We start from the raw sequence: 22,172 nt of genomic DNA, 5'->3' as shown, positions 1-22,172 counted from the left end.
CACAAAAAAGACGGCTGACGCCGCCTTAAAATGCTTGTCCCTGCTTCTCACGCTTCCGTCTGCAATCCCCAACCGGCGGGATACGATGCGCCGAGCGATACCGGCAGGCGCCCTTTGAAAGGGATAGCGCCGGCGATCGCCTTGGCGGTGCTCACAAGCGCCAGCGGACGGCTCTCGTAGGCCGCAACCAGTGCAGACGCTTCCGGAAAACACATCAGGTCGTACGGATTGCGAAGCGCGGCCACCACGACCGGTTTGCCAAGCGCGAGCAAATCCTGGACCAGCTTGATCTGCGCCGGGTCAAACTGCGCATTGTACGTGCCCACGACGATCTGCCGCACCTCCCCGCCTCCGGCTTCCTCCATAAGGCGGCCCGCCTGCTCCGCCACTTCGGCCAGCAGCACCTGACGGTCGCTCACATCGATTCCCTGTGCGGCCAGGGCACTGCCCAGGCTTTCCGTCCTCGCGATCGCTTCGTCGGCGATCGTCAGCGCGGCAGCCGCGACCGAGATGACCAGCGTGCGCTGCCGTTTCAGCGGCAGGATGCCATCCCTTGCTTGCACCAGCGTAATGCTTGCCTCGCTGATCCGGCGGGCCAGATCCATGTGGGCTTTGCTCCCGGAGAGCCTGTCCCGCAGTCCGGGCGCTGCCTGTTTGCCATTCTGGGCCACGTCGTCCTGCAGCCCATGAGAGTCTTCGACAACCTGCCCGTCCAGCTCCGGCCGCAGCGTCCCCGGCTCCGCAGGGCTCCCGAGCAGCCCGCGCTTCGCCTTCAGCGCAAGCAGCCTCCGCACGGAGGCATCGATCCGGCTCTCCGCGATCCGGCCGGAGCGGACCGCCTGCTCCAGTGCCTCCATCGCCTCCACCTGCAGCTGCGGGGTCTGGCTGATCAGGACGGTGTCTGCTCCCGCTTCGACCGCCATCACCGCAGCCTTGACGGTGCCGTAATGCTCGGCGATCGCTTTCATCTCCATGCAGTCGGTCATGACGACGCCGTCGTAGCCGAGCTCCTCGCGCAGCAGGCCGGTCAGCACGGCATGCGACAGCGTTACCGGCAGCTTGGAAGGCTCTAGCGCCGGAAAATAAATATGCGCCGACATGACCGCGTCGATGCCTTCGGCGAACGCCTTTTTGAACGGAATGAGCTCCACCTCATCCATCCGCTCCCGGTCGTGTGTAATCGTCGGCAGGTCCAGATGGGAGTCCACGGCGGTATCCCCGTGACCCGGAAAATGCTTGGCCGTGGCCGCGACGCCCGCGTCCTGCAGGCCGCGGAAAGCAAGCGTCCCGTACTCCGCCACCGCTTCCGGGGACTCCCCGTAGGAACGGACGCCGATGACCGGATTCAGCGGATTGTTGTTCACGTCGAGCACCGGCGCAAAGTTCAGGTTGATGCCGAGGGAACGCAGTTCCTCTCCGCTGACGCGCGCGGACTCGTACACCCAGTCCGCCGAGCCCGCGGCGGCCAGTGCCATATTTCCCGGCATCAGAGCGACGCCTTCCGTGATCCGGGCGACCATGCCGCCTTCCTGATCAATGGAAATCCACAACGGCAGCGTCCCCGATGCCGCGGCCGCCTGCTGCAGATCCCGGCTCAGCCTGCCCACCTGCTCCGTCGTCTTCACGTTGCGGGCGAAATAAATGACGCCGCCGATCTGATGCGTGCGGATGAACTGCCGCAGCTCCTCACTGATTTCCGTCCCCCAAAAGCCGCAAACGAACATCTGCCCGATTTTTTGCCGCAGGCTCATGCTCTTGATCAGCTGATCGATCTTCCGTTCCTGATTCATCGTGATATCCCCCTAGCTCATATGCTGGTTCAATTGCGCTGCTGCTTCCGATCTGATTCCAATATCTGCGAAATACCACCATCGCTCCCAAATCCATTGCAGCATGATTTAAAATATCGATTCTGATAGGATTCGAATCTTCAATGATCCATTACTCTGATTTCAATTTCGATATACCGGACCCGGTTCCCCTTGCGATTCCTTCACCCTATTCCGTCCGCTCCTGCAGCCGCTCATGCAGAAAATCGACGATATGGACGGCCTTCATGCTGCCGCTGAGGCCTTCCTTCTCAATGCCGTGCTTCATCTGGAGCAGACAGCCGGGATTGCTGGTCAGGAGATACTGGGCCTGCGTCGCTTCCACATGCTCCATCTTGTGATCCAGAATGCTGCCGGCCATTTCCGGCTGCGTCACGTTGTAAATGCCGGCTGAGCCGCAGCAGCGATCGGCGTTTTTCATTTCGATATACTCGGCGCCCTCCACTTGGCGCATCAAAACGCGCGGGGCGTCAGACGATTTCATCACGTTGCGCAGATGGCATGAATCCTGGTAGGTGATTCTCACCTTCGGGTCCCCTTCTGGAGCAGGTCCTGCCGAAGGGACGCCAAAGTTTAAGCTTCGGCCCGCACGGACAAGCAGCTCGCTGACGTCGACGACACGCCCGGCGAACCAGGCTGCATCCTCCCGCCACTGCGGATCTTCATGCAGCAGATGGTCGTATTCGGTCAGGATCGCCCCGCAGCCGCCCGCATTGGAGACGATATAGTCCACATTTGCCTCCTTGAAGGCGCGGATGTTGCCGCGGGCGAGCTCCCGCGCTCCTTCCGCTTCGCCGCTGTGCGCATGCAGGGCGCCGCAGCAGTTCTGTGCCGCCGGAATCACTACATCGAAGCCGGCTGCGGTAAGCAGATCCACGGTATGAATGTTCGTGTCCGTGAACAGCACATCCATAATGCAGCCTCTGAAGAGCGCTGCAGTTGCGATTTTCTCGCCTTTTGCCGGATGATACGCGCCGATCTTCTCCAGCACGCCCTTGCCCGAAGCTTCGGGCAATATTTTCTCCATATCGCTGATATGCTTCGGAAACAGCTTCATGATGCCGGTGGACCGCGCTACCTTCCGCAGCCCCGACTTCTGGTACAGCTCGAGGCCCCGGCCCACGAGCTTCATCCGCTTCTGATGCGGAAATACCGTTTTGAACGCCGCATGACGGGCAGCCTTCACCAGCGGTTTATGCTGCTTGTGATCCTCGATCGCGTCCCTTGCCTGTTCAATAAGCTGCCCGTATTTGACGCCCGCCGGACAGGCCGGCTCGCAGGCGCGGCAGCCGAGGCAGTGGTTCATCTGCTCCTCGAACGCCCCATCCGGCTCCATAATGCCGTCCGCGACGGCCTTCATCAGGGCGATCCGGCCCCGCGGCGACTCGGCCTCGATGCCCGTCTCGGCAAAGGTTGGACACGCCGGAAGGCAGAAGCCGCAGCGCATGCAGTTGGTCAGCTGGTCCTCATCGAGGCGCAGCCGGAGCGTCTCGGCGAGCGGATTCGCCCGCTCCTTCACGTTCACCGCGTTACCCACGATCGATCACCACCCGTTTTCTCGTTTCTTTTGCGAACATTTTCCCCGGATTCAGCAGGTTATGCGGATCAAAGGACTGCTTGATCGCCTTCATGACCTCCATCCCCGCTGCCCCGACTTTCCATTCGAGGAACGGCGATTTGACCAATCCGACCCCATGCTCGCCGGTAATCGTTCCCCCGAGCCGGATCGCTGCCTCGAAGATTTCCTCGAATGCTTCATCCACCCGGTGAATTTCCTCCTGATTGCGCGCATCGGTCGTTGCCGTCGGATGAAGGTTGCCGTCTCCCGCATGGCCGAAGGTGCAGATCTGGACGTCATATTTCTTCGCGATGCGGTTGATCTCAAGCACCATATCCGCGATCTTGGAACGCGGCACCGTCGCGTCCTCGAGAATCGTCGTCGGCTTCAGTCTTGCCAGCGCGGTAAACGCGCTGCGCCGGGCGGTGAGCAGCTTCTCAGCCTCCTCCGCGCTCGCCGCGATGCTCACCTGATCGGCCTGCTCGCTTCGGCAGATGTCCGTGATAAGCGCAATATCCCGCTCCACGGTTTCCATGTCGCCGTCCTGTTCGATCAGCAGGATCGCTTCCATGTCGAGCGGCAGCCCCAGCTTCGCATAATCGTCCACGACCCGGATCGTGGAGCGGTCGAGAATTTCCAGGGTAGCCGGAATGATCCGGTTCTCGATGATTTTGGATACCGTACGGGCCGCGCCGTACAAATCCTTGTACATCGCCAGCATCGTCTTCTTGTACTTTGGCGGCGGAATCAGCTTCAGCGTCGCCTCCGTGATGATGGCCAGTGTTCCCTCCGAACCGACCAGCAGCTTCGTCAGATCGTAACCGGCCACATCCTTCATCAGCTTGCCGCCGGTTCGAATGATGTCGCCGCTCGCCAGAACGGCCTCCAGCCCGATCACGTAATCCTTGGTCGTTCCGTATTTCAGCCCGCGCAGGCCGCCCGAGCATTCGGCGATATTGCCGCCGAGGGTCGAGATCGACATGCTGCTCGGGTCCGGCGGGTAGAACAGGCCGAGCTCCTCCACATGCGTAATAAACTGTTTCGTATTCAGCCCCGGCTGAACGATCGCCGTTAAATTTTCCATATCGATCTCGAGGATCCGGTTCATCCGGTGCATGACCATGACGACGCCGCCTTGAACGGGCACCGTGCCGCCGCACAGATTCGTTCCCGAACCCCGGCCGACGACTGGGATTTTATGCCGGCTCAGCACCTTCATGACCTCGGAGACCTGGCCGGTATTTTCCGGGTATACGACTGCATCCGGCAGCGACTGCAGCATCGGCGTGCCGTCATACGAATGCGTGACCAGCGACTGGGGATCATCCTTTACATAAGAGCTGCCCAAAATGGCGACAAGCTCGCGTTTTACGTCTTCCTGCAGCAAGGAAAACACTCCTTTACATTCCATAATCGATATCAGTGCAAAATAAATTAGTCAGGTCATCTGATGACTTTTATTGTGATCAAGTATACACTAAAATAAATGAATCTAAATAGATTGAATTCAAGAAAGTCACATTTTAGACACAATTATTCCTCGTAGATCAAGGAATGACTAGTAAAAAACTTTAAACGGAGGGACGCTTGAACGATGAATCCGCAGCGGCCGTTGAAACAATATGAGTGGGTAATGAATGATTTGAAGCGGCAGATGGACGAGGGCTCGCTTCAGCCGGGGGACCGCCTCTCCTCGGTCGTGGACCTGGCGCTTCAGTACAATGTGGGCAGATCGACCATCCGCGAGGCGCTCAGCGCTCTGAAAGCGATGGGGCTGCTGGATATCCGCCAGGGCGGAGGCACGTTTGTGCGTACACCGCCCGCCGATCCGCTGCCGGTACATCCCGGACAGCTTTACGCGGACCTGTGGGAGGGACGCGCGGCTTCGCTGCGCCATCTGCTTGAGGTCCGGCGCGTGCTGGAGACCGGCTGCGCCTCCGTTGCCGCATCGAACCGCAGCGAGACGGATCTGGCGGCTTTTGAGGAAATACTGCGCGAAATGGAGAACGCCGCCGATGAGCAGGTCAGCGAGCAGGCGGACGTGAAATTCCATCAGCAAATCGCCGCGGCCACGCATAATCCGCTGCTGCTGGATTTGATGGAATCGTTATCGAACAAGCTGCATGAAAACATGAAGGATATGCGCGCCTTGTGGTTCTATGCCGAGCGCTCCTCTGCCGAGCGGCTGCTGCAGGAGCATGCGTCCATCTACGAGGCGATCCGGACACAGGATGCCAAGAAGGCCCTGGCCCGGATGGAGGCCCATATCACCAAAGTGGAGCAGGTGCTAAGCGAAAAAGGCGCGGGCGACCAACCGCTTTGACCTCCAGGCTTAAGCCTGAGCCGCAGATGCGAAAGCTCAATGCCGCTGCCTAAGAGGCAAGCCCGATTTAGCGTCCTCCCTTGCCTCCTGCCCACCCGCGTTTCAATTTACCCGGCATAGGCAGCACACCATGTTAACCTCCTCGCCGCCCGCTGTACCTTTTTAAAAATACTTCCAGCTTCCTTTTATTCGTATAGACGAGAATCAGCAGATTTACGAGCCATATGCACAAATATGGCCACGGGAAGCCCCGGGCGATCAGATAGACAGAAACGAGCATGAAGCCGGCCACCACTTGGAAGCCGCTCGCTTCCGTGGACAAGGGCCGCCGGCTCATCAGCTTAGAGGCGATCAGCAGCAGCGCCAAAATGATGGCCAGCGCCAGCGATACCTCAAACCGGGTCAAGGCGCTCCATACCCCGAAGGTGACGGCGATTGCCTTGCCTCCCTTGAACTTCAGAAACGGCGAGAAGGCATGCCCCGCAACCGGGGCCGCGGCGACAGCCACCAGGCCATACCCGTGCACGGTGCCGCTGCCGGCGATCCATACCAGGGGCATATATCCCTTCAAAAAGTCCAGCGCCACCCCCGCCAGCCCCAGCTTATACCCCGCAGCGCTCCAGAGGTTGAACGCACCCGGGTTCCCGTCTCCCACCGCCTTCAAATCCTTGTGCGCCGCCCGGCCCAGCCAATACGAGAACATCAGCGAGCCGCACAGAAATTCCACAGCCGTCAACAGTAGGATCATCATGGTTCCCTATGACCCCCAACATCCACGGCCCTGTCCTTCCACATGACATGCCCCAGAAACATGACCTGATAAGCGGAATACAGCATCACCACCAGGAAAAAGAGCGTGGATAAAATATGAAGAACAGGCATTACGAAGCCGAATTTGCCGACATTTTTGATCAGATAGCCGATGTGTGCCATGTACAGCAAGTAGCCCGCAAGCAAGGGGATTCCCCATGAGGTGTTCCATAGAAAGAACGTCCCTGCGGAGCAGACCAATCCGATAAACCAGAGCGCAATCAGCACGATCGTCCATGGACTCAGCTTGGCCGTGCTCAGCACCGCTCCTTTGCCGAATCCCTGCAGCTCGCTCTTAATACCGTGCGGGTACATGCGGAACGATACCATCCCCCGGCCGATAAAATTCGTTACGCCGATGCCAGCTTCCATGTACTTAGCGCCCAGGTTTAAATCGTCCAGTATTTCCGACCGGATGCTGCTGTGGCCGCCGACCTGCTCATAATCATGCCTTGTTGTCAAAATGCAGGAGCCGTAAAGTCCTTTCCGGAGATTGCGGCGTTCAAAAGGGGAGGTAAACGCAAATATGCCCAAAATATTCGGAATGAGTGCAAGGCGTTCGTAAAATTTCTCGGTGTGGTGAAAGGGGACGACGGAAATGACGCCACCGGTACGGGAGCGAAGCTGCAGAAGCGAATCCAGCGCATGCGGTGACAAGCGGATGTCGGCATCCAGAAAAACGAACGTATCCCCGGAAGCATGGAGATAGCCGTTCCACACGGCCCATGTTTTTCCCGTCCATCCGGGAGGAAGCGGCGGATTCTGCACGATGGTCACTCCGAAGCCCGCGGCGACATCCCGGGTCCGGTCCTCCGAGCCGTCGTCGACGACAATGATCTCATGCGGCTGCAAGCTTTGAGCCCGGAGCGATTCCAGGAGAAAAGCCAGATTCTTCTCCTCATTCCGCGCCGGAATGATCACGGAGAGCTTAGCCCCCGCCTGCCGCCCTGCGCCATCGCTGCGAGGGATCCGATTTTTGCGGAACAAAACAATCCCGGAAAGGATGCCGATAACAAATAACAGGTAAAGAAACAGGTAAAGCCCCATAGCCAACAACCCCATCTCTCTAAAGTAGCTGGAACCTTGGAAGGTTAGAGCCTTTCGTGCGTCTGCCGGATCTGTCATGAAGCGTTATCATTGAATGATGCAACCATAGTGTAGCCGAGCATTCCTCCCTTTTCAATACATTATATTCCAGTCCCTTGGCCAAGGATTCGCGGATTGCGGCATCCCTTCTGAAATACTTTCTGGCCCCTTCGGGCCATGCTGCGCAGCAGAACGCCTTTTATGATAAAATAATGTTATTACTCCCAGTACAGGGCGGCGGCAAGGAGGCATAATCCATGAATATCAGCAGCCGGTTTTCCGTGGCTATTCATATCCTTTCGATTCTGGAAATCAACAAGACGGGTACCAATACGTCTGATTTTATAGCTTCAAGCGTCAATACGAACCCGGTCGTGATCCGGAGAATTACAGGCATGCTCAGCAAGGCGGGATTGGTCGAAGTGAAGCCGGGGGTTCCCGGTGCCAAGCTGGCCAAGGATCCCGGCGATATAACGCTGCTGGACATTTATAATGCGGTTAATGTCGTGGAGGAGAACGGCCTGTTCGGCGTCCATGATTCTCCCAACCCGGATTGTTTGGTGGGCCGCAATATCCAGGGAGTGATCGTCCCGCTGTTCACCAGCGCCCAGAAAGCGATGGAGAACGTGCTCGCTGCCGTTAAGCTCCAGGACATCATCCAGGACATCGAAGCGCATGAAATGTAACGCACGCCCCGACTCCCGACCCGGAAGAGGGGCGTGTTTTTTTCGTGTTGAACGTTTGCCGTCCTTTTTGATTTGACATTCGTCCGACATGTAACTACAATAGTTACAGGAAAGAACATGATAACCAGGAGGGAACTTTTTTATGAATATTGGAGTTATTGGAGCCAGCGGTAAGGCTGGACGCCTTATTGTAGAGGAAGCGTTGAACCGCGGACACCAGGTAACGGCGATCGTTCGTGATGCAGGACGCGTTACGGGAAACGTCAGCGTTCTGGAGAAAGATGTGTTTGACCTGACGGCTGAAGATGTGAAGCCGTTTGATGTTGTCGTCAACGCCTTCGGCGCCAAGCCCGGGGACGAGCATCTTCACGTCGAAGCCGGAAGATCGCTGATTTCCGCCCTGAAGGAAGCACCGTCGACCCGGCTGATCGTCATAGGAGGCGCAGGCAGCCTGTTTGTCGACGAAGCACAGACCACCCGCGTCATGGATACGCCAGATTTTCCGAAGGAATACTTCGCTACGGCATCCAATCAGGGCAAAAACCTCGAGGATCTGCAGCAGTCCAGCGGGATTCAGTGGACCTTTATCAGTCCATCGGCCTTTTTTGATCCCGAAGGGGCAAGAACCGGCTCCTACCAGGCCGGAAAGGACCAGCTTCTCGTCAACTCAGCCGGCAGCAGCTATATCAGCTACGCGGATTACGCTATTGCCGTCCTTGATGAAATCGAGCATCCGCAGCATCGGAACGAACGGTTCACCGTTGTGGGCGAAGCCAAATAATTAGATGTATTGACAAAAGAGACGATCCCCTTTCTTGGGACCGTCTCTTTTATTTACCCGGAAAAGGCAATGTCACGCTTATTTCGATTCCATCACCGAAGGAGCGGCCTCCCAGCTCATCTCCTCCAAAAGGGCGCGAACCCGTTCCAACATCATGTCCACATGTTCGGCATGCATATCTTTGAGAAGCGACATATTTTCCGGCTCGGCAATATAGCTGAGCGTGTTCAGGAACAGCTCCGTCTCCAAATCGATTAACGCGATTTCCCGTGCCCGGCCAATTAAATCCTCGTAGGGCATGCAATCCGGAGGGACTTCGAGCCTAAGATGCAGAGCGATCTCCTTCAGCTTGGTTTTCGCCGCCATATGGGCGAGAATCAGTGCCGGCTGCAGCTGTCCCTCGTCTTTGAGCAGGATCGCCAGATTCATATGACTCCTGGATAATTCACTCCAAATGCGGGACTTGGCGGACTGGAGGGAATCCCTATCCGCATTAAGTTCCCTTTCTTTAACCAGGCTCGAGTTTGTTGTGTATGGACTCATTCCCAATCATACCTCCCTTGGAGCAGCACTTCTGCAGGAACTGAAGCCGGTATGGCTTGCCGGCGCGAAGTAAGGGGGTGCATACTCATCTTGAGTGTCGGCATATAGACTGCCGAAAGTGCTTGCCGCCTGCGGCTTCCTGTATCGGTCATCCAAGACGGGAACGTTCCCATCTTGACCGTTGCGGGCTTTAGGCTTGATAACTGCTGGCACTCCTTGTTGTATATTTCGGTTTTTTCTGCATCAAAATGAAGGGTTTTCCATATTAAAACGTTTTCTCCAACCATTTGTTTGTTTTTGGGATACGCCATGGCAAGGTGGCCCTCCCGCTTCCTGCTTCCTCCCTATTTTTTTCATCACGGCTCCAGGTACGGTGCTATAATGAAGAGGTTGGTTTCAAATACATCATGACAATGATCTCGAAAAAGGAAGCTGAGCTATGATTGGAGACATACTTCTGGAAGTGGTGCTGCCCGTCTTTGTGCTGATTGGAATCGGTTCATGGATGCAGCGCGTGTTCCGCTTGGATTTGTACACACTGGCCAAAATCAATTTTTACTGCATAACCCCTGCCGCCGTCTTTATGAGCATGTATCATTCGGATATGTCGGGCGAGCTGCTCGGGAATGTGACGCTCTTTTACGCACTATATGTATTCATTCTATACGTGATAGGGACCTTGGTCGCCCGCCCGCTGAAATTCACCCAAAGCATGCGCGCCGCGTTCAACAACAGCATCATGCTGGACAACTCGGGCAACTACGGGATGCCGATCAATGCCCTGGTGTTCAAGGGGGACCCCCTCGCCAGCTCCATGCAGGCGCTGATCATGTCGCTGCAGAGCCTCCTGACGTTCACATATGGAGTCATTTCGATTCAGGGCGCCAAGCTGAAAGGCAATTACCGCAGCATGATTATCGGTTTTCTGAAAATGCCGGTCCCGTATGCGCTCGTGCTCGGAATCGTGCTGCATGCCGTGCATGCCCCGCTGCCCCTGTTCGTATCGCAGCCGCTCACCTATGCCCAGCAGTCGATGGTGGCCGTCGCCCTGCTGACGCTGGGGGCCCAGATCGTCAAGTATCCGCTCAAACTGTACCGTGTGGACGTATATATCAGCCTGTTCCTCCGCCTCATCATCGGCCCGGTCATCGGCGTAACACTCGTGTTTGCGCTCGGAATGAAGGGGATTCCGGCCCAGGCGCTGCTCATCGCATCCGGCATGCCGACCGGGGTCAACACATCGATTTTGGCGGAAGAGTACAACAACGAGCCGGATTTTGCGGCGCAAACCGTCCTGATTTCCACGCTGTTTAACATTATTACGATTACGGGATTGATATCACTGGCAAAAATGTTCTGAAATAGAGGCGAAATGCCTCTATTTTTTTGTTTATATCGGCCAAGTCTGCTCCTGCCTTAGCGGGAACCAAGGACGAATTGGCGCGGCGTAACGCCGAGCACCCGCTTGAAATGCCGGTGAAAATGGCTTTGGTCGCTGAAGTTAAGCACTGCCGCCACTTCGTGAACGGGAAGACCGGACAGCAGCAGCTGCTGTGACCTGCGGATCCGCTCCCGGATAATATACTGGTGCGGCGGCAGGCCTGTGGTCTGCTTAAACAGCCTCACCAGATGGGACGAGCTGATATGGGCGGCTCCAGCCAGGTCTTCGAGAGAGATATCCTGGTCCAGAAACGCATCGATGTACTGCAGCGCTTGATCCAGTTGATTTTTGTCCAGCTTATGCGGGGCTGTCCGGCTCCCGGCTCTGGTGCCTGAACCGTAGCGGTCGAGCATATGTACGGTGAGCATGCGCATCAAGGAATCCGAGTAGAGCCTGCCGCCCATCCCCCCGCTCTGCTGCTCTTCGTGGAGCCAGCGGACCAGCTGGACGATCCGTTCATCCTGCAGCCGGATCTGTGTCGCGAAATCGATCTGCCTGGCTCCTCCGGGGAGCTCCAGCTCACCGGCTACCTTTTGGACCAGGTCAGGGCTCAGGTCGAGACGGAAGAAATCGAGCTCCCTGTCCCACCGGCACAATGACATGTCGCCTGCAGAAAATACGTTGATATGTCCCGGCCAGGCCATCCCTTCCCCGCTGTATCCGTCGGACCGCTCAAACACGCGGACCGGCTCCTTGGTACGGTGAATGACCATGAGGTGCCCCGTTAATACCGGCTCAAAGGCTTCCTGCGGGGGGACTTGCTCCAAACTGGACAACATATACTCCGGCTTCTCCACGATCCTGTTTTCACCCTTTCCCACTGCTGGCCGTATCGGCAATGCGTTCTCCTCCCTGCCGCTTGGATGCCAATGAAACGCTTTTTTTTCATTCTAAACGCTGCTTCCTTCCCTGACAAAGGGTACTTCGGCCCAAATGAGCATTTTGTTCAAAAAAGACGATCAACCGGTTCAAGAAACCGTCCCCGGATTCCCCGTATACTTGGGTTCAAGAAGGGCATCAACCCTATAACATGAATGGAGGCGTTAAAGCATGAAATATGCAAGACTCGGAAACTCGGGACTGATCGTGTCCAAACTGGCATTCGGAGCAATGACTTTTGGCACGGGAAACCTCCCAAGCGTCTATAAGGTAGGTCCATCAGCTGCCCGGCAGCTGGTGGACGAAGCGCTGGCGGCAGGCATCAATTTCTTCGATACTGCGGATGGTTATGCCGACGGGCAAAGTGAGGAAATGCTGGGGCAGCTGCTCGGCTCCCGCCGGCAGGAAGTGGTCATTGCCACCAAAGGCGGCTTCCGTGCGGGCCCTGCGCTTGTTCAGTCGGGCTTGTCCCGCAAGCATTTGTTTGCCGCCGCAGAGGCGAGCCTGAAACGCCTAGGCACCGATTACATCGATTTGTACATCGTTCACAAGACGGATCCCTTCACGCCGCTGGAAGAAACGCTCGAAGCGCTGAACGACCTGGTCCGGCAGGGAAAAGTCCGCTATATCGGCTTCTCCAACTGGCCGGCCTGGCTGGCGGCCAAGGCGGTGCAAATCCAGCGCGAACGGGGCTGGGCCACCTTCATTAGCGGACAGATGTACTATTCCCTGGTCGGCAGGGACGTCGAGTATGATATCCTGCCGTTCATGAAGGACGCAGGCGTCGGGCTGACGGTATGGAGCCCGCTGGCCGGCGGATTTCTAAGCGGCAAGTATTCCCGCAGCAATTTGCAGGATCCGGACGGACGGCTGAGCGGCTTTGACATCATTCCGTTCGACAAGGAATGGGGTTTTACCGTGCTGGACCACGTTCACAGCATCGCCGATGCGCATGGCGTGACGGCTGCGCAGGTATCGCTTGCCTGGCTGCTGTCCAAAACCGGCGTCAGCAGTGTCCTGGTTGGCGCCAGCAAAATGAGCCAGCTGGAGGATAATTTGAAAGCCATCGACCTGGAGCTGACGGCTGAGGAGATGCTGCTGCTGGATCAAGCCACACAGCCGCGCCCGCTCTACCCGAATTGGTTTGCCGATTCGATGCTGGATGCGGAGCACATGAAAGCGCTGGGGTAACGTAGAAGTACGGCGGATAATGGAGACCCGACGTTGCGTATTTTATTTTCACTAGTTTTCCGGTTCGTTCATATTCAGTTCATAAACATCGTGTATTTTGGTTTCATTCCAAAAAAGCAAATAGAGAAATGAGGGAGTTTGGAGTGAAATCAAATCGAAACACGCTGATTTTGATCGGACTGATGATCGGTCTGATTTTTGCGGAGCTGGACGAAACCGTCGTGTCCACGGCGATGCCTACCATCATCCGCGATTTGCACGGCCTGGCGCTGTACGGCTGGGTCGCCGGCATTTACATGCTGGCTGCGACCATTTTCATGCCGATCCTCGGCAAGCTGGCTGACATTTACGGCCGGAAAGTCGTTTACTTAAGCTGCATGGCGCTCTTTATCGCAGGATCGATCGTGTGCGGCCTCGCCCCATCGATGACGGTGCTGCTCATCGGCCGGGGCATTCAGGGCATTGGAGCCGGGGGGCTCATGCCGATCGCCTTAGCCATCATCGGAGATTCGTACCCGCTGGAGAAACGCGCCAAAATCCAGAGCCTGTTCGGCCCCATGATGATCATTCCCCAGCTGCTGGGTCCGACGGTGGGCGGATATTTGGTCGGTCACGTCAACTGGCACTGGGTGTTCCTGATCAACATTCCGGTTGGCCTGATCGCCGCCCTGGTGCTCGGAATCGGCATGCGGGAATCGCGCGGAGACGAGAAAAAGCCGATCGACTGGCTTGGTTCATCGGTGCTTACCTTAAGCCTGCTGTCCCTGCTTATGTCACCGGTTTTGATCGATAACCAGGGTCTGGCCTGGTCTTCGCCGACGATTATCGGGCTGCTGGTTATCGGCGCCTTGCTGCTCGGTCTGTTTATCTGGATCGAGACAAAGGTCAAGGAGCCGATTATCCCGCTGCATTTGTTCCGTAACCGCAATGTGGTCGTGCTGTCGCTGCTGGTCTTTATTCTGATGCTTGGTCTGATGGGCGGCATCGCCACCTTCCCGTACTTTGCCCAAAATGTGATGGGACTGACACCGACGCAATCTGGTTATCTGATGCTGGCGTTTATGGCCGGCGCCATTCCGTCGAGCATCGTCAACGGATTTTTAATCACCCGGGTTCCATACCGCAATCTGTTTATTATCTGCTTTATCCTGCCGGTCATCGGCATCTATCTGCTGACGCAGCTCGGCATTCACACGTCCGTGGTGTATATCGTTGCTTCCTTCTTTATTCTGGGCCTCGGCCTCGGCGCCCTGTTCGGCGGCGACAATCTGATCGTGCAGGAATCGGTGTCCAAGGAGAACAGCGGCATTGCACTCGGCACCGTGCAGCTGATCCAGTCACTCGGCACGACGATCGGCCTCAGCGTCTTCGGCAGCCTGCTTGCCAAACATATCAAGGATGGCGTCTCCTCCATTGCCGGACAGCTTCCTGAAGGAAGCGCAGAGCACCTGGCTACGGGAGGCATCCCGGCAAACCTGGCACCGGACTTGGTGCTGAAGGTGCAGACCGTCTTTGTGGACGCGTTCCAAAACTTGTTCGGCATCGCGTTCGTGTTTATCCTGGTCTCCTTTGTCATCACCTGGTTTTTGAAAAAGGGAGTGCTCACCAGCAAAGAAGCGGCGGCCGAGTCGGGTCACAGCTGAGCCGGCTGACCGTAGTTCTAAACTTATAAATGTGGCTGAATGCTTCTCTAGGCATGCATGGCAATCCAAAATAAATAGCGACAGTCTTGGGACCAAAAATCTCCCCGGACTGTCGCTATTTCATTTCCAGCTTTCCGCTGTCTCTATTCCCCCGTTTTGGCAAATCGCTCGATTCTTTCGCCGATCTGATCGCGTACACGTTGAAATACGGCCCACTTCTCTTCGTCTGTACCCTGGGCTTTCGCCGGATCGTCAAATCCCCAATGCTCACGTCTGACTTGCGGCGGTGTGACGGGGCATTTGTCAGCCGCATCGCCGCATAGGGTCACCACGAAATCAGCCTCGTGAAGGAGAGTGGGATCAATGATATCAGAGGTTTGACCGGAAATATCAATCCCTGCTTCTTCCATGGCTTTGACGGCATTGGGATTGAGCCCGTGAGCTTCAATTCCCGCACTGTGTACATTCCAGTCGTCACCCAGGTATTTTTTCGCCCAGCCTTCAGCCATTTGACTCCGGCAGGAATTGCCTGTGCACAAAAAGTAAATTGTTTTCTTGTTCATATAGGCGTGTCTCCTTGATATGAAAATTATAAGATCGCTAACCACAAATACAGGCCCAGCAGCGTAATCAAAAGGGTAGGAATTGTCAGGATGATGCCGGTTCTAAAATACGTCCCCCAGGAGATTTTGACCCCTTTGGCGGACAGCACATGAAGCCAGAGAAGCGTCGCAAGTGATCCAATGGGGGTCATCTTTGGACCTAAGTCGGAACCGATGACGTTGGCATACGCCAGAGCCTCTTTGATGGCAACGGTTGTGTGGGTGGATTGTATGGCCAGGGCATCAATCATGACGGTTGGCAAATTGTTCATTACAGATGACAGCACGGCAGATATAAAGCCCATCGAGATCGTTGCCGCAAACAATCCCTGATCAGCAGCCGACTGAATGACTTGAGCTAATAAGTCCGTCAGCCCGGCATTCCGCAAGCCATACACCACCACATACATGCCAATGGAGAAAAAGACGATCGCCCACGGGGCCCCCTTAACCACATCCTTGACCGGAACGATTGGACTTTTTCTTGCCATAAGCAAAAAGAAGATCGCGATGACACCAGCGACGATGGATACCGGTATATTTAAAAATTCGCTCGCAAAATATCCAACCAGCAGAATGGCAAGCACAACCCAGGATAATCTGAACATTGCAGGATCCTTGATCGCATCCTCCGGGTTCCTTAGATCGGCGGCATCAAACTTCGCGGGGATGCTCTTTCGGAAGAACAGGTAGAGAACGATGATGCTGGCTCCCAGAGCAAATAAATCCGGGATGATCATATGGCCGGCGTATTCCATGAAGGAAATACCGAAGAAGTCAGCAGACACGATATTTACGAGGTTGCTGACAACCAGCGGCAGTGAGGTCGTATCTGCAATAAACCCGCTGGCGATAATGAACGGGAACACCTTCTTTTCATCGAATCTGAGCGCCCGCATCATCGCGAGAACAATCGGCGTTAGGATCAGCGCAGCACCGTCATTTGCAAAAAATGCAGCCACAATGGCACCGAGGAACGAGACATAAATAAACATCCGCAGACCGCTGCCGCGGGCGGCCCTTGCCATATGAAGCGCAGCCCACTCGAAAAATCCGATGCTGTCCAGAATAAGCGAAATAAGGATAATGGCTACAAAAGCGAGCGTAGCATTCCAAACGATTTGTGTGACATCCCAAACGTCCTGAAACCGGACCACCCCAAGCAGCAGAGCAAGAACCGCGCCTCCGCAGGCTGACCACCCGATCGACAGGTTTTTGGGCTGCCAGATAACGAGAACTAATGTGATCAAAAATATGACGCAAGCCAATACAACGGTTACCATTTAAAACCTCCGTGCGAACTGTCGCTGATCTTGTTTGTAAACATTCGCAAATCATTATATAACTATGTACTTATATGATCAACAAATAAACTTACTTGCACACGGAAGTTAAATGTTGTTTGTTTAATGCGGTTAATATGGTTAGGGAATCGGGCGTGAGATCCAATACAGCCTTGATATACGGTTTATCATTTACATTTAAGGAGTAGTACACCCATTGTCCACGCTTACTTTCCTTCACCAGTCCCTGAGATTTCAGCTTTCTTAAATGCTGGCTTACCGCAGGCTGGGAGACCTCCAGAATCTCAACAAGCTCACAAACACAAAATTCCCGGTCCTTAAGTAAGGATAATATGGTAAGGCGGGTGTTATCGCTGAGCAGCTTTAGCTTATCCGCCATTTCGCGAATTTGTTCCATAAGGGTCCCTCCTTTTCGTGATATATAAGCGAATGATTATATGATATGATGATGAGAAATAAAAATCAAATTCATAGAAACGCATCTTTATCTCAAAAAAAACATTTGCACATTGCAAATAAATACAGTATAAATGAATCACGAGGTGAAAAAACGCCATGGAAAGCACTCGCGAACTATTCCAGATCATGACCCGCCGCTTTGGTTTACTCAATAAAAATTGCTGTACCGTAGGTGGGCACGATCTCACACCGGTTCAAAGCCACATTTTGTTTGAGGTCGACCGCCAGCATCATCCTTCGATCCAGCAGATCGCGGAAACATTAGGCACCGATATCACAACATTCAGCCGCCAAATACAATCCCTGATCAAAATGAACTTGATCAAAAAGACGCCTGATCCTACAGATCGCCGGGTTTCAACGCTCGCTCTAACGGTTGAAGGGAAATACGTCGCCGCCACCATCGACCATCAAATGAACGCTTATCTGGATGATGTATTTTCTTTTATGACCGAGTTTGAGAAAGAAACCGTTCTCCGTTCCATAAAATTGATGAATGAAGCGATGGCCAAATCCGAATATTGCTGCAAGCCAATGCTAGGGTAATTTTTTTACCTTTCAATACTTGCAATTTGCAATTAATTTTCAACATGTACAATCCTTTGATCTGATGTCAAATGGCTTTGCTGCTCCCGCAGCGGGTCATTCAACATACACAACCATATAAGGAGGTCCTTCGATGTACGATCACTTTTACACCGCCGAGTACCTGATGAAAATGAACGAACAACAAGTGCAAAAAACGGCCCGGCAAGCTTGGAAATGGTCCACGGAAAAACCAAAAAGGGGGCGGTATAAGTTCCTGGACTCTGTCCGTAAAGCGAAGACAGTTCCTTGCTGCTCTCCACCCATTCAGGCTTGCTGCTGATGTGCTGCTGTCCATTGATCGAATCCAAACCCATTCTAAGGAGTGTTATCCATGTCAAAGTTAACGAATGATGAAATCCGCCAAAACGTGCGTAGCCGATATAAACAGATTGCCGTTGCCGAGATGAATGCTGGATCTTGCTGCCAACCGGACAACAGTCAAGCCAGCTGCTGCAGCACGCCTTCCGATTTTAATTCGATCTCGAGCCGACTAGGTTACTCTGATGATGAATTAAATGCGGCTCCTGAAGGCGCAAACCTTGGTTTGGGATGCGGTAACCCGCAGGCGATTGCTTCTTTAAAGGCTGGTGAAGTCGTGCTGGATTTGGGAAGCGGCGGCGGATTTGACTGTTTTCTGGCATCACGCCAGGTAGGAGATACGGGTAAAGTCATCGGCGTCGACATGACTCCCGAAATGGTCAGCCGTGCACGCAGCAATGCAGTGAAAGGCAATTTTAAGAACACCGATTTCCGTCTGGGAGAAATTGAGCATCTTCCCGTAGCCGATCACACGGTTGATGCTATTATTTCGAACTGCGTGGTCAATTTATCTCCAGATAAACAGCAGGTGTTTCACGATTCTTTTCGGGTGCTAAAAAGCGGAGGCCGGCTGGCCATTTCGGATATCGTTACTACAGCAGATTTACCTCCTGAGATCAAAAACGACCTGGATGAGTTGTATTCTGGCTGCATTTCAGGGGCTTCTTCCGTCAGCGAAATTGAAGCGATGCTTAGACAAAGCGGGTTTACAAACATTAGCGTTGAACCTAAGGATGAGTCCAAAGCTTTTATTAAGGATTGGGTCCAAGGATCAAATATTGAGGATTACATTGTTTCGGCCGTCATCCAAGCCACCAAGCCTTAAGCTTAGTGGAATGCCGTCCTGTTTACCCATGTCCACCCATATTATGGCTCTTGTTCCAGCCGAGATGTGTTATATTAGTACCATCTCGGTTAAATACATAATTATGGAATTTTTAGGGGTGAACAGCTATTGGATTTGGAAAGAAGGATTGAGCAGCTCGAAGCGAAAATGAAAGCGATGGAGCTGGAGCTGAACGAACTTAGACGGGAGAGGCCGGGTATGGGTGATCCTCGGCAGCAGCCGGTGAATCCGGGAGCCCATGCCCAGCGGCCGGTGCAGCCGCAGTTTCCGCCTCAGGCTCCCTACACGGCGCCGCAGGCACCGGGCGCTGCATACCCGAACCCGCCTGGGGCACAGCCTTACCAAGGGCATCCAGGCCAGCAGCCGATGCCTGGGCGGCCGGGAGTGCCGGGGTACCCTGGGGGTCCCGGCATGGGGCCGTATCCGGGCCAGCCGGGAACCGCAGGTTACCAGGCACAGGCGGGCCCGCACCAAGGCCAGCCGGGCCAAGGGCCGTATTATGGCCAGCCCCGTCCCGCCGGGCCGCAGGCCCAGCGGCCGCCCAAGCCGCCTAAGTCGCCCGTGGACTGGGAGCATGCCATCGCCCGGGTATGGCTGCCGCGCGTGTTTATCGTCGTGCTGCTGCTCGGCGTCCTGTGGGGCTTTATCGCCGCCGTGTCGGCGGGGTATCTGACGCAGCCGGTACGCTGCCTCCTCGGTCTGGTTGCCGCCGGCGCCATGTACTTTTTCGGGGAGCGGCAGGTCCGGGCGCAGCGGGAAGGATTGGCGCAGGTGCTGCTCGGCGGCTCCGTCGCCGTGCTCATGCTGACCTTTTTTGCGGCACATCATCTATATGAATTGATTCCGTCCTGGTTAGCTTTCCTATTATATATCTTGTCCATCGCCCTGGGGGTGTGGACCGCCGTAAGGCGCCGCTCCCAGACACTCGTGATTATCATGACCGTCGGCGGTTATCTCATTCCGTTCCTGGTGAAATCCACGGAGCCGAACGCCTGGATCGCCGCAGGTTTCGAGCTCGTCTTTTCCCTGGCGATGACGGCGCTGTCGATCCGTTATGCTTACCGCGCCGCCTACTTCGTGTCCATCGGCGTGCTGCATCTGCCGCTGATGATTCTGTATATGGCGGGCGATTTCGAAGGCAGCCGGCATGTCTTCCTCGGCGCGGTATTCCTGCAGCACGCCCTGCTGCTCGTCCTCTCGCTGGTTCGTCCGTACCGCCACCGCGTAGACGAGACGGTATCGCTCATGACCGGCTTCGGGCTGGTCGTGCTGTGGATTTACGCTTTGTACAATCAGGCGGGCGGCCCCGGTCCCGAGTCGATGATGTTGATCATCTGGGCCGTCATTTACAGCCTGATCGCCCTCTGGCGGGTGATGAGCGCCCGGCTTCCCCACGAATACATGGCGATCGCGACCTGCGCCTGGCTCCTTTGGCTGGTTGAAATCGTCAGCCGGGAGGCACTGCCGCTGTCTGTCCTGATCGAGGCGTCCCTGGGGCTCGGCCTCGGCATCCTGCTGAGAAGCCGGATGCAGCAGCTCACGTCCGCCATCCTGTATTTGTTTGGGGGACTCGGCATTCTGCAGCTGATCATTCACGAGATCCTGTCGATCGAAACGCTGTCCTGGATCGCGCTCCTGGCCAGCCTGGCAGGCTTGTCGGCGGTCCTCCGCAGACATATCGCCGAAGAATGGCAGCGGAAAGTACCGGATATTCTGATGTGGTCCGCCGCGCTGCTGTCCATCGTCTTCCTGACGGAAGTAACCTCGGTTCTGACGCGGAATCTGTCGTTCGACCTGCAGCATTTGATCCTGTCGGCCGAATACGCGCTCTATGCGATCATCGTTATTATTTACGGCGTCATGGTGCGTAAATCGATGGTCCGCCTGGCCGGCCTGATCGTCCTGCTGATCACGCTGCTCAAGGTCATTTTCTTCGACCTGCCGGGCGTGTCGCTGGCCGTGCGGGCGATTCTGTTCATCGGACTGGGCGTCGCCGGGATCGCCGTTTCCCGAATTTTGTACAAACGCAAAGGGGCCGATCCCGAAGCCCCACCGGGACCTCCGGCGGGAACTCCGCCGCTACCGCCGGAATAAAATCGAAATGACCGCGCTGCGCGAGAGTTATTCTACTTGACTCCAAAAGCGATGGCACGGCAGCCATGCTTGTCGATTTCCAAAATAAAGGGTGCCTGCACATCCCCGATAGATGCTGGCACCCTTTTTTTCATGAAAACAGCCAACCACCCGCTAGCCGCCCAGCAGAACGGATCTCAGCTCCCCATAGCCCCCCAGAATATGATGGGGCTGATGTCCGGTCGCAAACGGCTCGACCTTCCGATGGTTAAACCAGACCGATGTCCACCCCGCCTCCAGCGTGCCGATGACGTCGTTGTTCCAGGAGTCGCCGATGTACCAGCTTGCCGCAGGCTCCGTTGCCGTTACCTTATTGACATGGCGGAACAGCCGGGGATCCGGCTTGTCGATGCCCACTGCCCCGGATACGAATACCCGGTCCAAGCCCACAAGCTTGTCCAGTCCGAGCGCACGGACTTTGTTCATTTGATGTTCCTTCGGGCCATTGGTGATCACGCCGACCACATCGCCCCGCTCCTGCAGCTCCCGGATCAGCTCCTGCGCCCCGGGAAACAGGCGAATGTCGAACTGCCCTTCCAAATAGGCCGCCTGAATCGCAGCCGCCTGCTCCCGGTCCACGTCGATGCCGAACTCCGCAAGGGCCAGCTGAATCCGCTGCTCGCGCATGTCCTCCAGATCCCCCGCATTCGCCGGATCATTCACATGTCCATGCCGGGCCGACAGCAAGTCGCTGTAGTGCCGGAACCGGTGGTATACTTGTTCATAAGGAAAGCCGTCCGGCGGCGATATCAAGCGATCGAGCGCCTGCCTCAGCGGTTCCAAATGGTCATACAGCGTATCGTCCACGTCAAAAAATACCGCTCTTTGTTTACCCATTTTCTTTTTCTCCCCCCAACTGCCTGTCCACGATCGCATGCTGGCTGCTGCCCGCATTAGCCCTCATATTGTACCATACAGCGGGCTTTTGGGACTCCTCAGCCGCTGTTTCAGCAGGAAAAAATCCGGTTAACGGCTTATGATAAGCCCTTTCAATTGTGACGAAACTGGCAACATTGACAAAGCCTTGTGCAATTTTGAACAAAAATGAAAATCCCCGATTTTCAGCGATTACAGTGATTTTTCGCACAATTTGAGGTTTTTTTAAAAATCATGTGAAGATGTTCACAGAATATCTGTAAATGATTTACATT

General features: G+C 55.3%; 22 protein-coding genes. 9 read left to right on the top strand and 13 right to left on the bottom strand.

All coding sequences use genetic code 11. The features are described 5' to 3' along the window. Positions 1 to 47: 47 nt before the first annotated feature. The 3 genes from nagZ to C7820_RS29320 form a co-directional block, all read right to left on the bottom strand. Positions 48 to 1,790, bottom strand: coding sequence for a beta-N-acetylhexosaminidase (gene nagZ / locus C7820_RS29330; protein WP_116234066.1), 1,743 nt, complete (start codon positions 1,788 to 1,790; stop codon positions 48 to 50). Between the two features lie 208 nt (positions 1,791 to 1,998). Continuing rightward, positions 1,999 to 3,366, bottom strand: a complete 1,368-nt coding sequence (locus tag C7820_RS29325) for a (Fe-S)-binding protein (RefSeq protein ID WP_397334234.1) — start codon at positions 3,364 to 3,366, stop codon at positions 1,999 to 2,001. After that, the gene (locus C7820_RS29320) at positions 3,359 to 4,774 is read right to left on the bottom strand and encodes an FAD-binding oxidoreductase (protein ID WP_116234065.1); all 1,416 of its coding nucleotides are present in this window, start codon (positions 4,772 to 4,774) and stop codon (positions 3,359 to 3,361) included. The genes C7820_RS29325 and C7820_RS29320 overlap by 8 nt, the downstream gene beginning before the upstream one ends. A 207-nt stretch (positions 4,775 to 4,981) precedes the next feature. On the opposite strand from C7820_RS29320, the gene C7820_RS29315 reads away from it, so the two are divergent. Further along, positions 4,982 to 5,710 (top strand): FadR/GntR family transcriptional regulator, encoded by a 729-nt coding sequence (locus tag C7820_RS29315; RefSeq protein ID WP_116234064.1) that lies wholly within the window; start codon positions 4,982 to 4,984, stop codon positions 5,708 to 5,710. A 133-nt stretch (positions 5,711 to 5,843) separates the two neighbouring features. On the opposite strand, the gene C7820_RS29310 is transcribed toward C7820_RS29315, so the two are convergent. Together C7820_RS29310 and C7820_RS29305 are read right to left on the bottom strand one after the other, a co-directional pair. Beyond that, a complete protein-coding gene (locus C7820_RS29310; protein ID WP_309545791.1) occupies positions 5,844 to 6,461 on the bottom strand; it encodes a glycerol-3-phosphate acyltransferase in 618 nt (205 codons plus the stop codon). Continuing rightward, positions 6,458 to 7,567: a glycosyltransferase gene (locus tag C7820_RS29305; protein WP_116234063.1), complete on the bottom strand. Its 1,110-nt coding sequence runs from the start codon at positions 7,565 to 7,567 to the stop codon at positions 6,458 to 6,460. The genes C7820_RS29310 and C7820_RS29305 overlap by 4 nt, the downstream gene beginning before the upstream one ends. 296 nt (positions 7,568 to 7,863) lie before the next feature. Between C7820_RS29305 and C7820_RS29300 the strand changes: the two genes are divergently transcribed. Together C7820_RS29300 and C7820_RS29295 are read left to right on the top strand one after the other, a co-directional pair. Continuing rightward, complete coding sequence (locus tag C7820_RS29300; protein WP_116234062.1) at positions 7,864 to 8,292, top strand: Rrf2 family transcriptional regulator; 429 nt, start codon at positions 7,864 to 7,866, stop codon at positions 8,290 to 8,292. A gap of 142 nt (positions 8,293 to 8,434) precedes the next feature. Continuing rightward, complete coding sequence (locus tag C7820_RS29295) at positions 8,435 to 9,073, top strand: NAD(P)-dependent oxidoreductase (RefSeq protein WP_116234061.1); 639 nt, start codon at positions 8,435 to 8,437, stop codon at positions 9,071 to 9,073. Between the two features lie 78 nt (positions 9,074 to 9,151). Here the strand turns inward: C7820_RS29295 and C7820_RS29290 are convergent, their stop codons facing one another. Both C7820_RS29290 and C7820_RS29285 read right to left on the bottom strand, forming a co-directional pair. Beyond that, positions 9,152 to 9,502, bottom strand: a complete 351-nt coding sequence (locus C7820_RS29290) for a hypothetical protein (protein WP_116234060.1) — start codon at positions 9,500 to 9,502, stop codon at positions 9,152 to 9,154. A gap of 110 nt (positions 9,503 to 9,612) precedes the next feature. Continuing rightward, positions 9,613 to 9,927, bottom strand: coding sequence for a hypothetical protein (locus tag C7820_RS29285; protein ID WP_116234059.1), 315 nt, complete (start codon positions 9,925 to 9,927; stop codon positions 9,613 to 9,615). Positions 9,928 to 10,055: 128 nt separating this feature from the next. Here C7820_RS29285 and C7820_RS29280 point away from each other — a divergent pair, with 128 nt between their 5' ends. Then, complete coding sequence (locus tag C7820_RS29280; protein ID WP_116234058.1) at positions 10,056 to 10,976, top strand: AEC family transporter; 921 nt, start codon at positions 10,056 to 10,058, stop codon at positions 10,974 to 10,976. Between the two features lie 56 nt (positions 10,977 to 11,032). Here the strand turns inward: C7820_RS29280 and C7820_RS29275 are convergent, their stop codons facing one another. Next, complete coding sequence (locus C7820_RS29275) at positions 11,033 to 11,896, bottom strand: helix-turn-helix transcriptional regulator (RefSeq protein WP_220376686.1); 864 nt, start codon at positions 11,894 to 11,896, stop codon at positions 11,033 to 11,035. Between the two features lie 211 nt (positions 11,897 to 12,107). Here C7820_RS29275 and C7820_RS29270 point away from each other — a divergent pair, with 211 nt between their 5' ends. Together C7820_RS29270 and C7820_RS29265 are read left to right on the top strand one after the other, a co-directional pair. Beyond that, positions 12,108 to 13,127, top strand: a complete 1,020-nt coding sequence (locus C7820_RS29270) for an aldo/keto reductase (protein ID WP_116234057.1) — start codon at positions 12,108 to 12,110, stop codon at positions 13,125 to 13,127. Positions 13,128 to 13,270: 143 nt separating this feature from the next. After that, positions 13,271 to 14,770 carry an MDR family MFS transporter gene (locus C7820_RS29265; RefSeq protein WP_251678970.1) on the top strand — a complete coding sequence of 500 codons (1,500 nt, stop codon included), beginning with the start codon at positions 13,271 to 13,273 and terminating at the stop codon, positions 14,768 to 14,770. Positions 14,771 to 14,913: 143 nt separating this feature from the next. Here C7820_RS29265 and arsC read toward each other — a convergent pair whose 3' ends face one another. From arsC to C7820_RS29250, 3 genes are all read right to left on the bottom strand, one after another. After that, entirely contained in the window at positions 14,914 to 15,333 is a 420-nt protein-coding gene (arsC, locus tag C7820_RS29260; RefSeq protein ID WP_116234055.1) for an arsenate reductase (thioredoxin), read from the bottom strand. A 26-nt stretch (positions 15,334 to 15,359) separates the two neighbouring features. Beyond that, the gene (locus C7820_RS29255; protein WP_116234054.1) at positions 15,360 to 16,655 is read right to left on the bottom strand and encodes an arsenic transporter; all 1,296 of its coding nucleotides are present in this window, start codon (positions 16,653 to 16,655) and stop codon (positions 15,360 to 15,362) included. Positions 16,656 to 16,746: 91 nt separating this feature from the next. Next, positions 16,747 to 17,073, bottom strand: coding sequence for an ArsR/SmtB family transcription factor (locus tag C7820_RS29250; RefSeq protein WP_116234053.1), 327 nt, complete (start codon positions 17,071 to 17,073; stop codon positions 16,747 to 16,749). A 158-nt stretch (positions 17,074 to 17,231) separates the two neighbouring features. Between C7820_RS29250 and C7820_RS29245 the strand changes: the two genes are divergently transcribed. The 3 genes from C7820_RS29245 to C7820_RS29230 all read left to right on the top strand — a co-directional run bounded on the left by C7820_RS29245 (position 17,232) and on the right by C7820_RS29230 (position 20,982). After that, positions 17,232 to 17,681, top strand: coding sequence for a MarR family winged helix-turn-helix transcriptional regulator (locus C7820_RS29245; protein WP_116234052.1), 450 nt, complete (start codon positions 17,232 to 17,234; stop codon positions 17,679 to 17,681). Between the two features lie 373 nt (positions 17,682 to 18,054). Beyond that, positions 18,055 to 18,867: an arsenite methyltransferase gene (locus tag C7820_RS29235; protein ID WP_116234050.1), complete on the top strand. Its 813-nt coding sequence runs from the start codon at positions 18,055 to 18,057 to the stop codon at positions 18,865 to 18,867. 129 nt (positions 18,868 to 18,996) lie between these two features. Next, on the top strand, positions 18,997 to 20,982 hold the full coding sequence (locus C7820_RS29230; RefSeq protein ID WP_116234049.1) for a DUF2339 domain-containing protein: 1,986 nt from the start codon (positions 18,997 to 18,999) through the stop codon (positions 20,980 to 20,982). Positions 20,983 to 21,135: 153 nt separating this feature from the next. Here C7820_RS29230 and C7820_RS29225 read toward each other — a convergent pair whose 3' ends face one another. Both C7820_RS29225 and C7820_RS29220 read right to left on the bottom strand, forming a co-directional pair. Beyond that, entirely contained in the window at positions 21,136 to 21,858 is a 723-nt protein-coding gene (locus tag C7820_RS29225) for an HAD family hydrolase (RefSeq protein WP_116234048.1), read from the bottom strand. Then, on the bottom strand, positions 21,851 to 22,063 hold the full coding sequence (locus C7820_RS29220; protein WP_116234047.1) for a hypothetical protein: 213 nt from the start codon (positions 22,061 to 22,063) through the stop codon (positions 21,851 to 21,853). The genes C7820_RS29225 and C7820_RS29220 overlap by 8 nt, the downstream gene beginning before the upstream one ends. Positions 22,064 to 22,172 lie beyond the last annotated feature (109 nt).

This window comes from Paenibacillus sp. VMFN-D1, from assembly GCF_003386155.1.
GTDB classification, from domain to species: domain Bacteria; phylum Bacillota; class Bacilli; order Paenibacillales; family Paenibacillaceae; genus Paenibacillus_AQ; species Paenibacillus_AQ favisporus.
The sequence above is the reverse complement of the archived record's forward strand: the minus strand, read 5'-3'. Positions and strand labels throughout refer to the sequence as shown.

Coding starts and splice junctions, on each gene's coding strand:
- C7820_RS29305 (WP_116234063.1), bottom strand. CDS start 7,567: ATGGGGCTTTACCTGTTTCTTTACCTGTTATTTGTTATCGGCATCCTT.
- C7820_RS29255 (WP_116234054.1), bottom strand. CDS start 16,655: ATGGTAACCGTTGTATTGGCTTGCGTCATATTTTTGATCACATTAGTT.
- C7820_RS29280 (WP_116234058.1), top strand. CDS start 10,056: ATGATTGGAGACATACTTCTGGAAGTGGTGCTGCCCGTCTTTGTGCTG.
- nagZ (WP_116234066.1), bottom strand. CDS start 1,790: ATGAATCAGGAACGGAAGATCGATCAGCTGATCAAGAGCATGAGCCTG.
- C7820_RS29245 (WP_116234052.1), top strand. CDS start 17,232: ATGGAAAGCACTCGCGAACTATTCCAGATCATGACCCGCCGCTTTGGT.
- arsC (WP_116234055.1), bottom strand. CDS start 15,333: ATGAACAAGAAAACAATTTACTTTTTGTGCACAGGCAATTCCTGCCGG.
- C7820_RS29295 (WP_116234061.1), top strand. CDS start 8,435: ATGAATATTGGAGTTATTGGAGCCAGCGGTAAGGCTGGACGCCTTATT.
- C7820_RS29270 (WP_116234057.1), top strand. CDS start 12,108: ATGAAATATGCAAGACTCGGAAACTCGGGACTGATCGTGTCCAAACTG.
- C7820_RS29250 (WP_116234053.1), bottom strand. CDS start 17,073: ATGGAACAAATTCGCGAAATGGCGGATAAGCTAAAGCTGCTCAGCGAT.
- C7820_RS29235 (WP_116234050.1), top strand. CDS start 18,055: ATGTCAAAGTTAACGAATGATGAAATCCGCCAAAACGTGCGTAGCCGA.
- C7820_RS29225 (WP_116234048.1), bottom strand. CDS start 21,858: ATGGGTAAACAAAGAGCGGTATTTTTTGACGTGGACGATACGCTGTAT.
- C7820_RS29290 (WP_116234060.1), bottom strand. CDS start 9,502: ATGAATCTGGCGATCCTGCTCAAAGACGAGGGACAGCTGCAGCCGGCA.
- C7820_RS29285 (WP_116234059.1), bottom strand. CDS start 9,927: ATGGCGTATCCCAAAAACAAACAAATGGTTGGAGAAAACGTTTTAATA.
- C7820_RS29300 (WP_116234062.1), top strand. CDS start 7,864: ATGAATATCAGCAGCCGGTTTTCCGTGGCTATTCATATCCTTTCGATT.
- C7820_RS29315 (WP_116234064.1), top strand. CDS start 4,982: ATGAATCCGCAGCGGCCGTTGAAACAATATGAGTGGGTAATGAATGAT.
- C7820_RS29310 (WP_309545791.1), bottom strand. CDS start 6,461: ATGATGATCCTACTGTTGACGGCTGTGGAATTTCTGTGCGGCTCGCTG.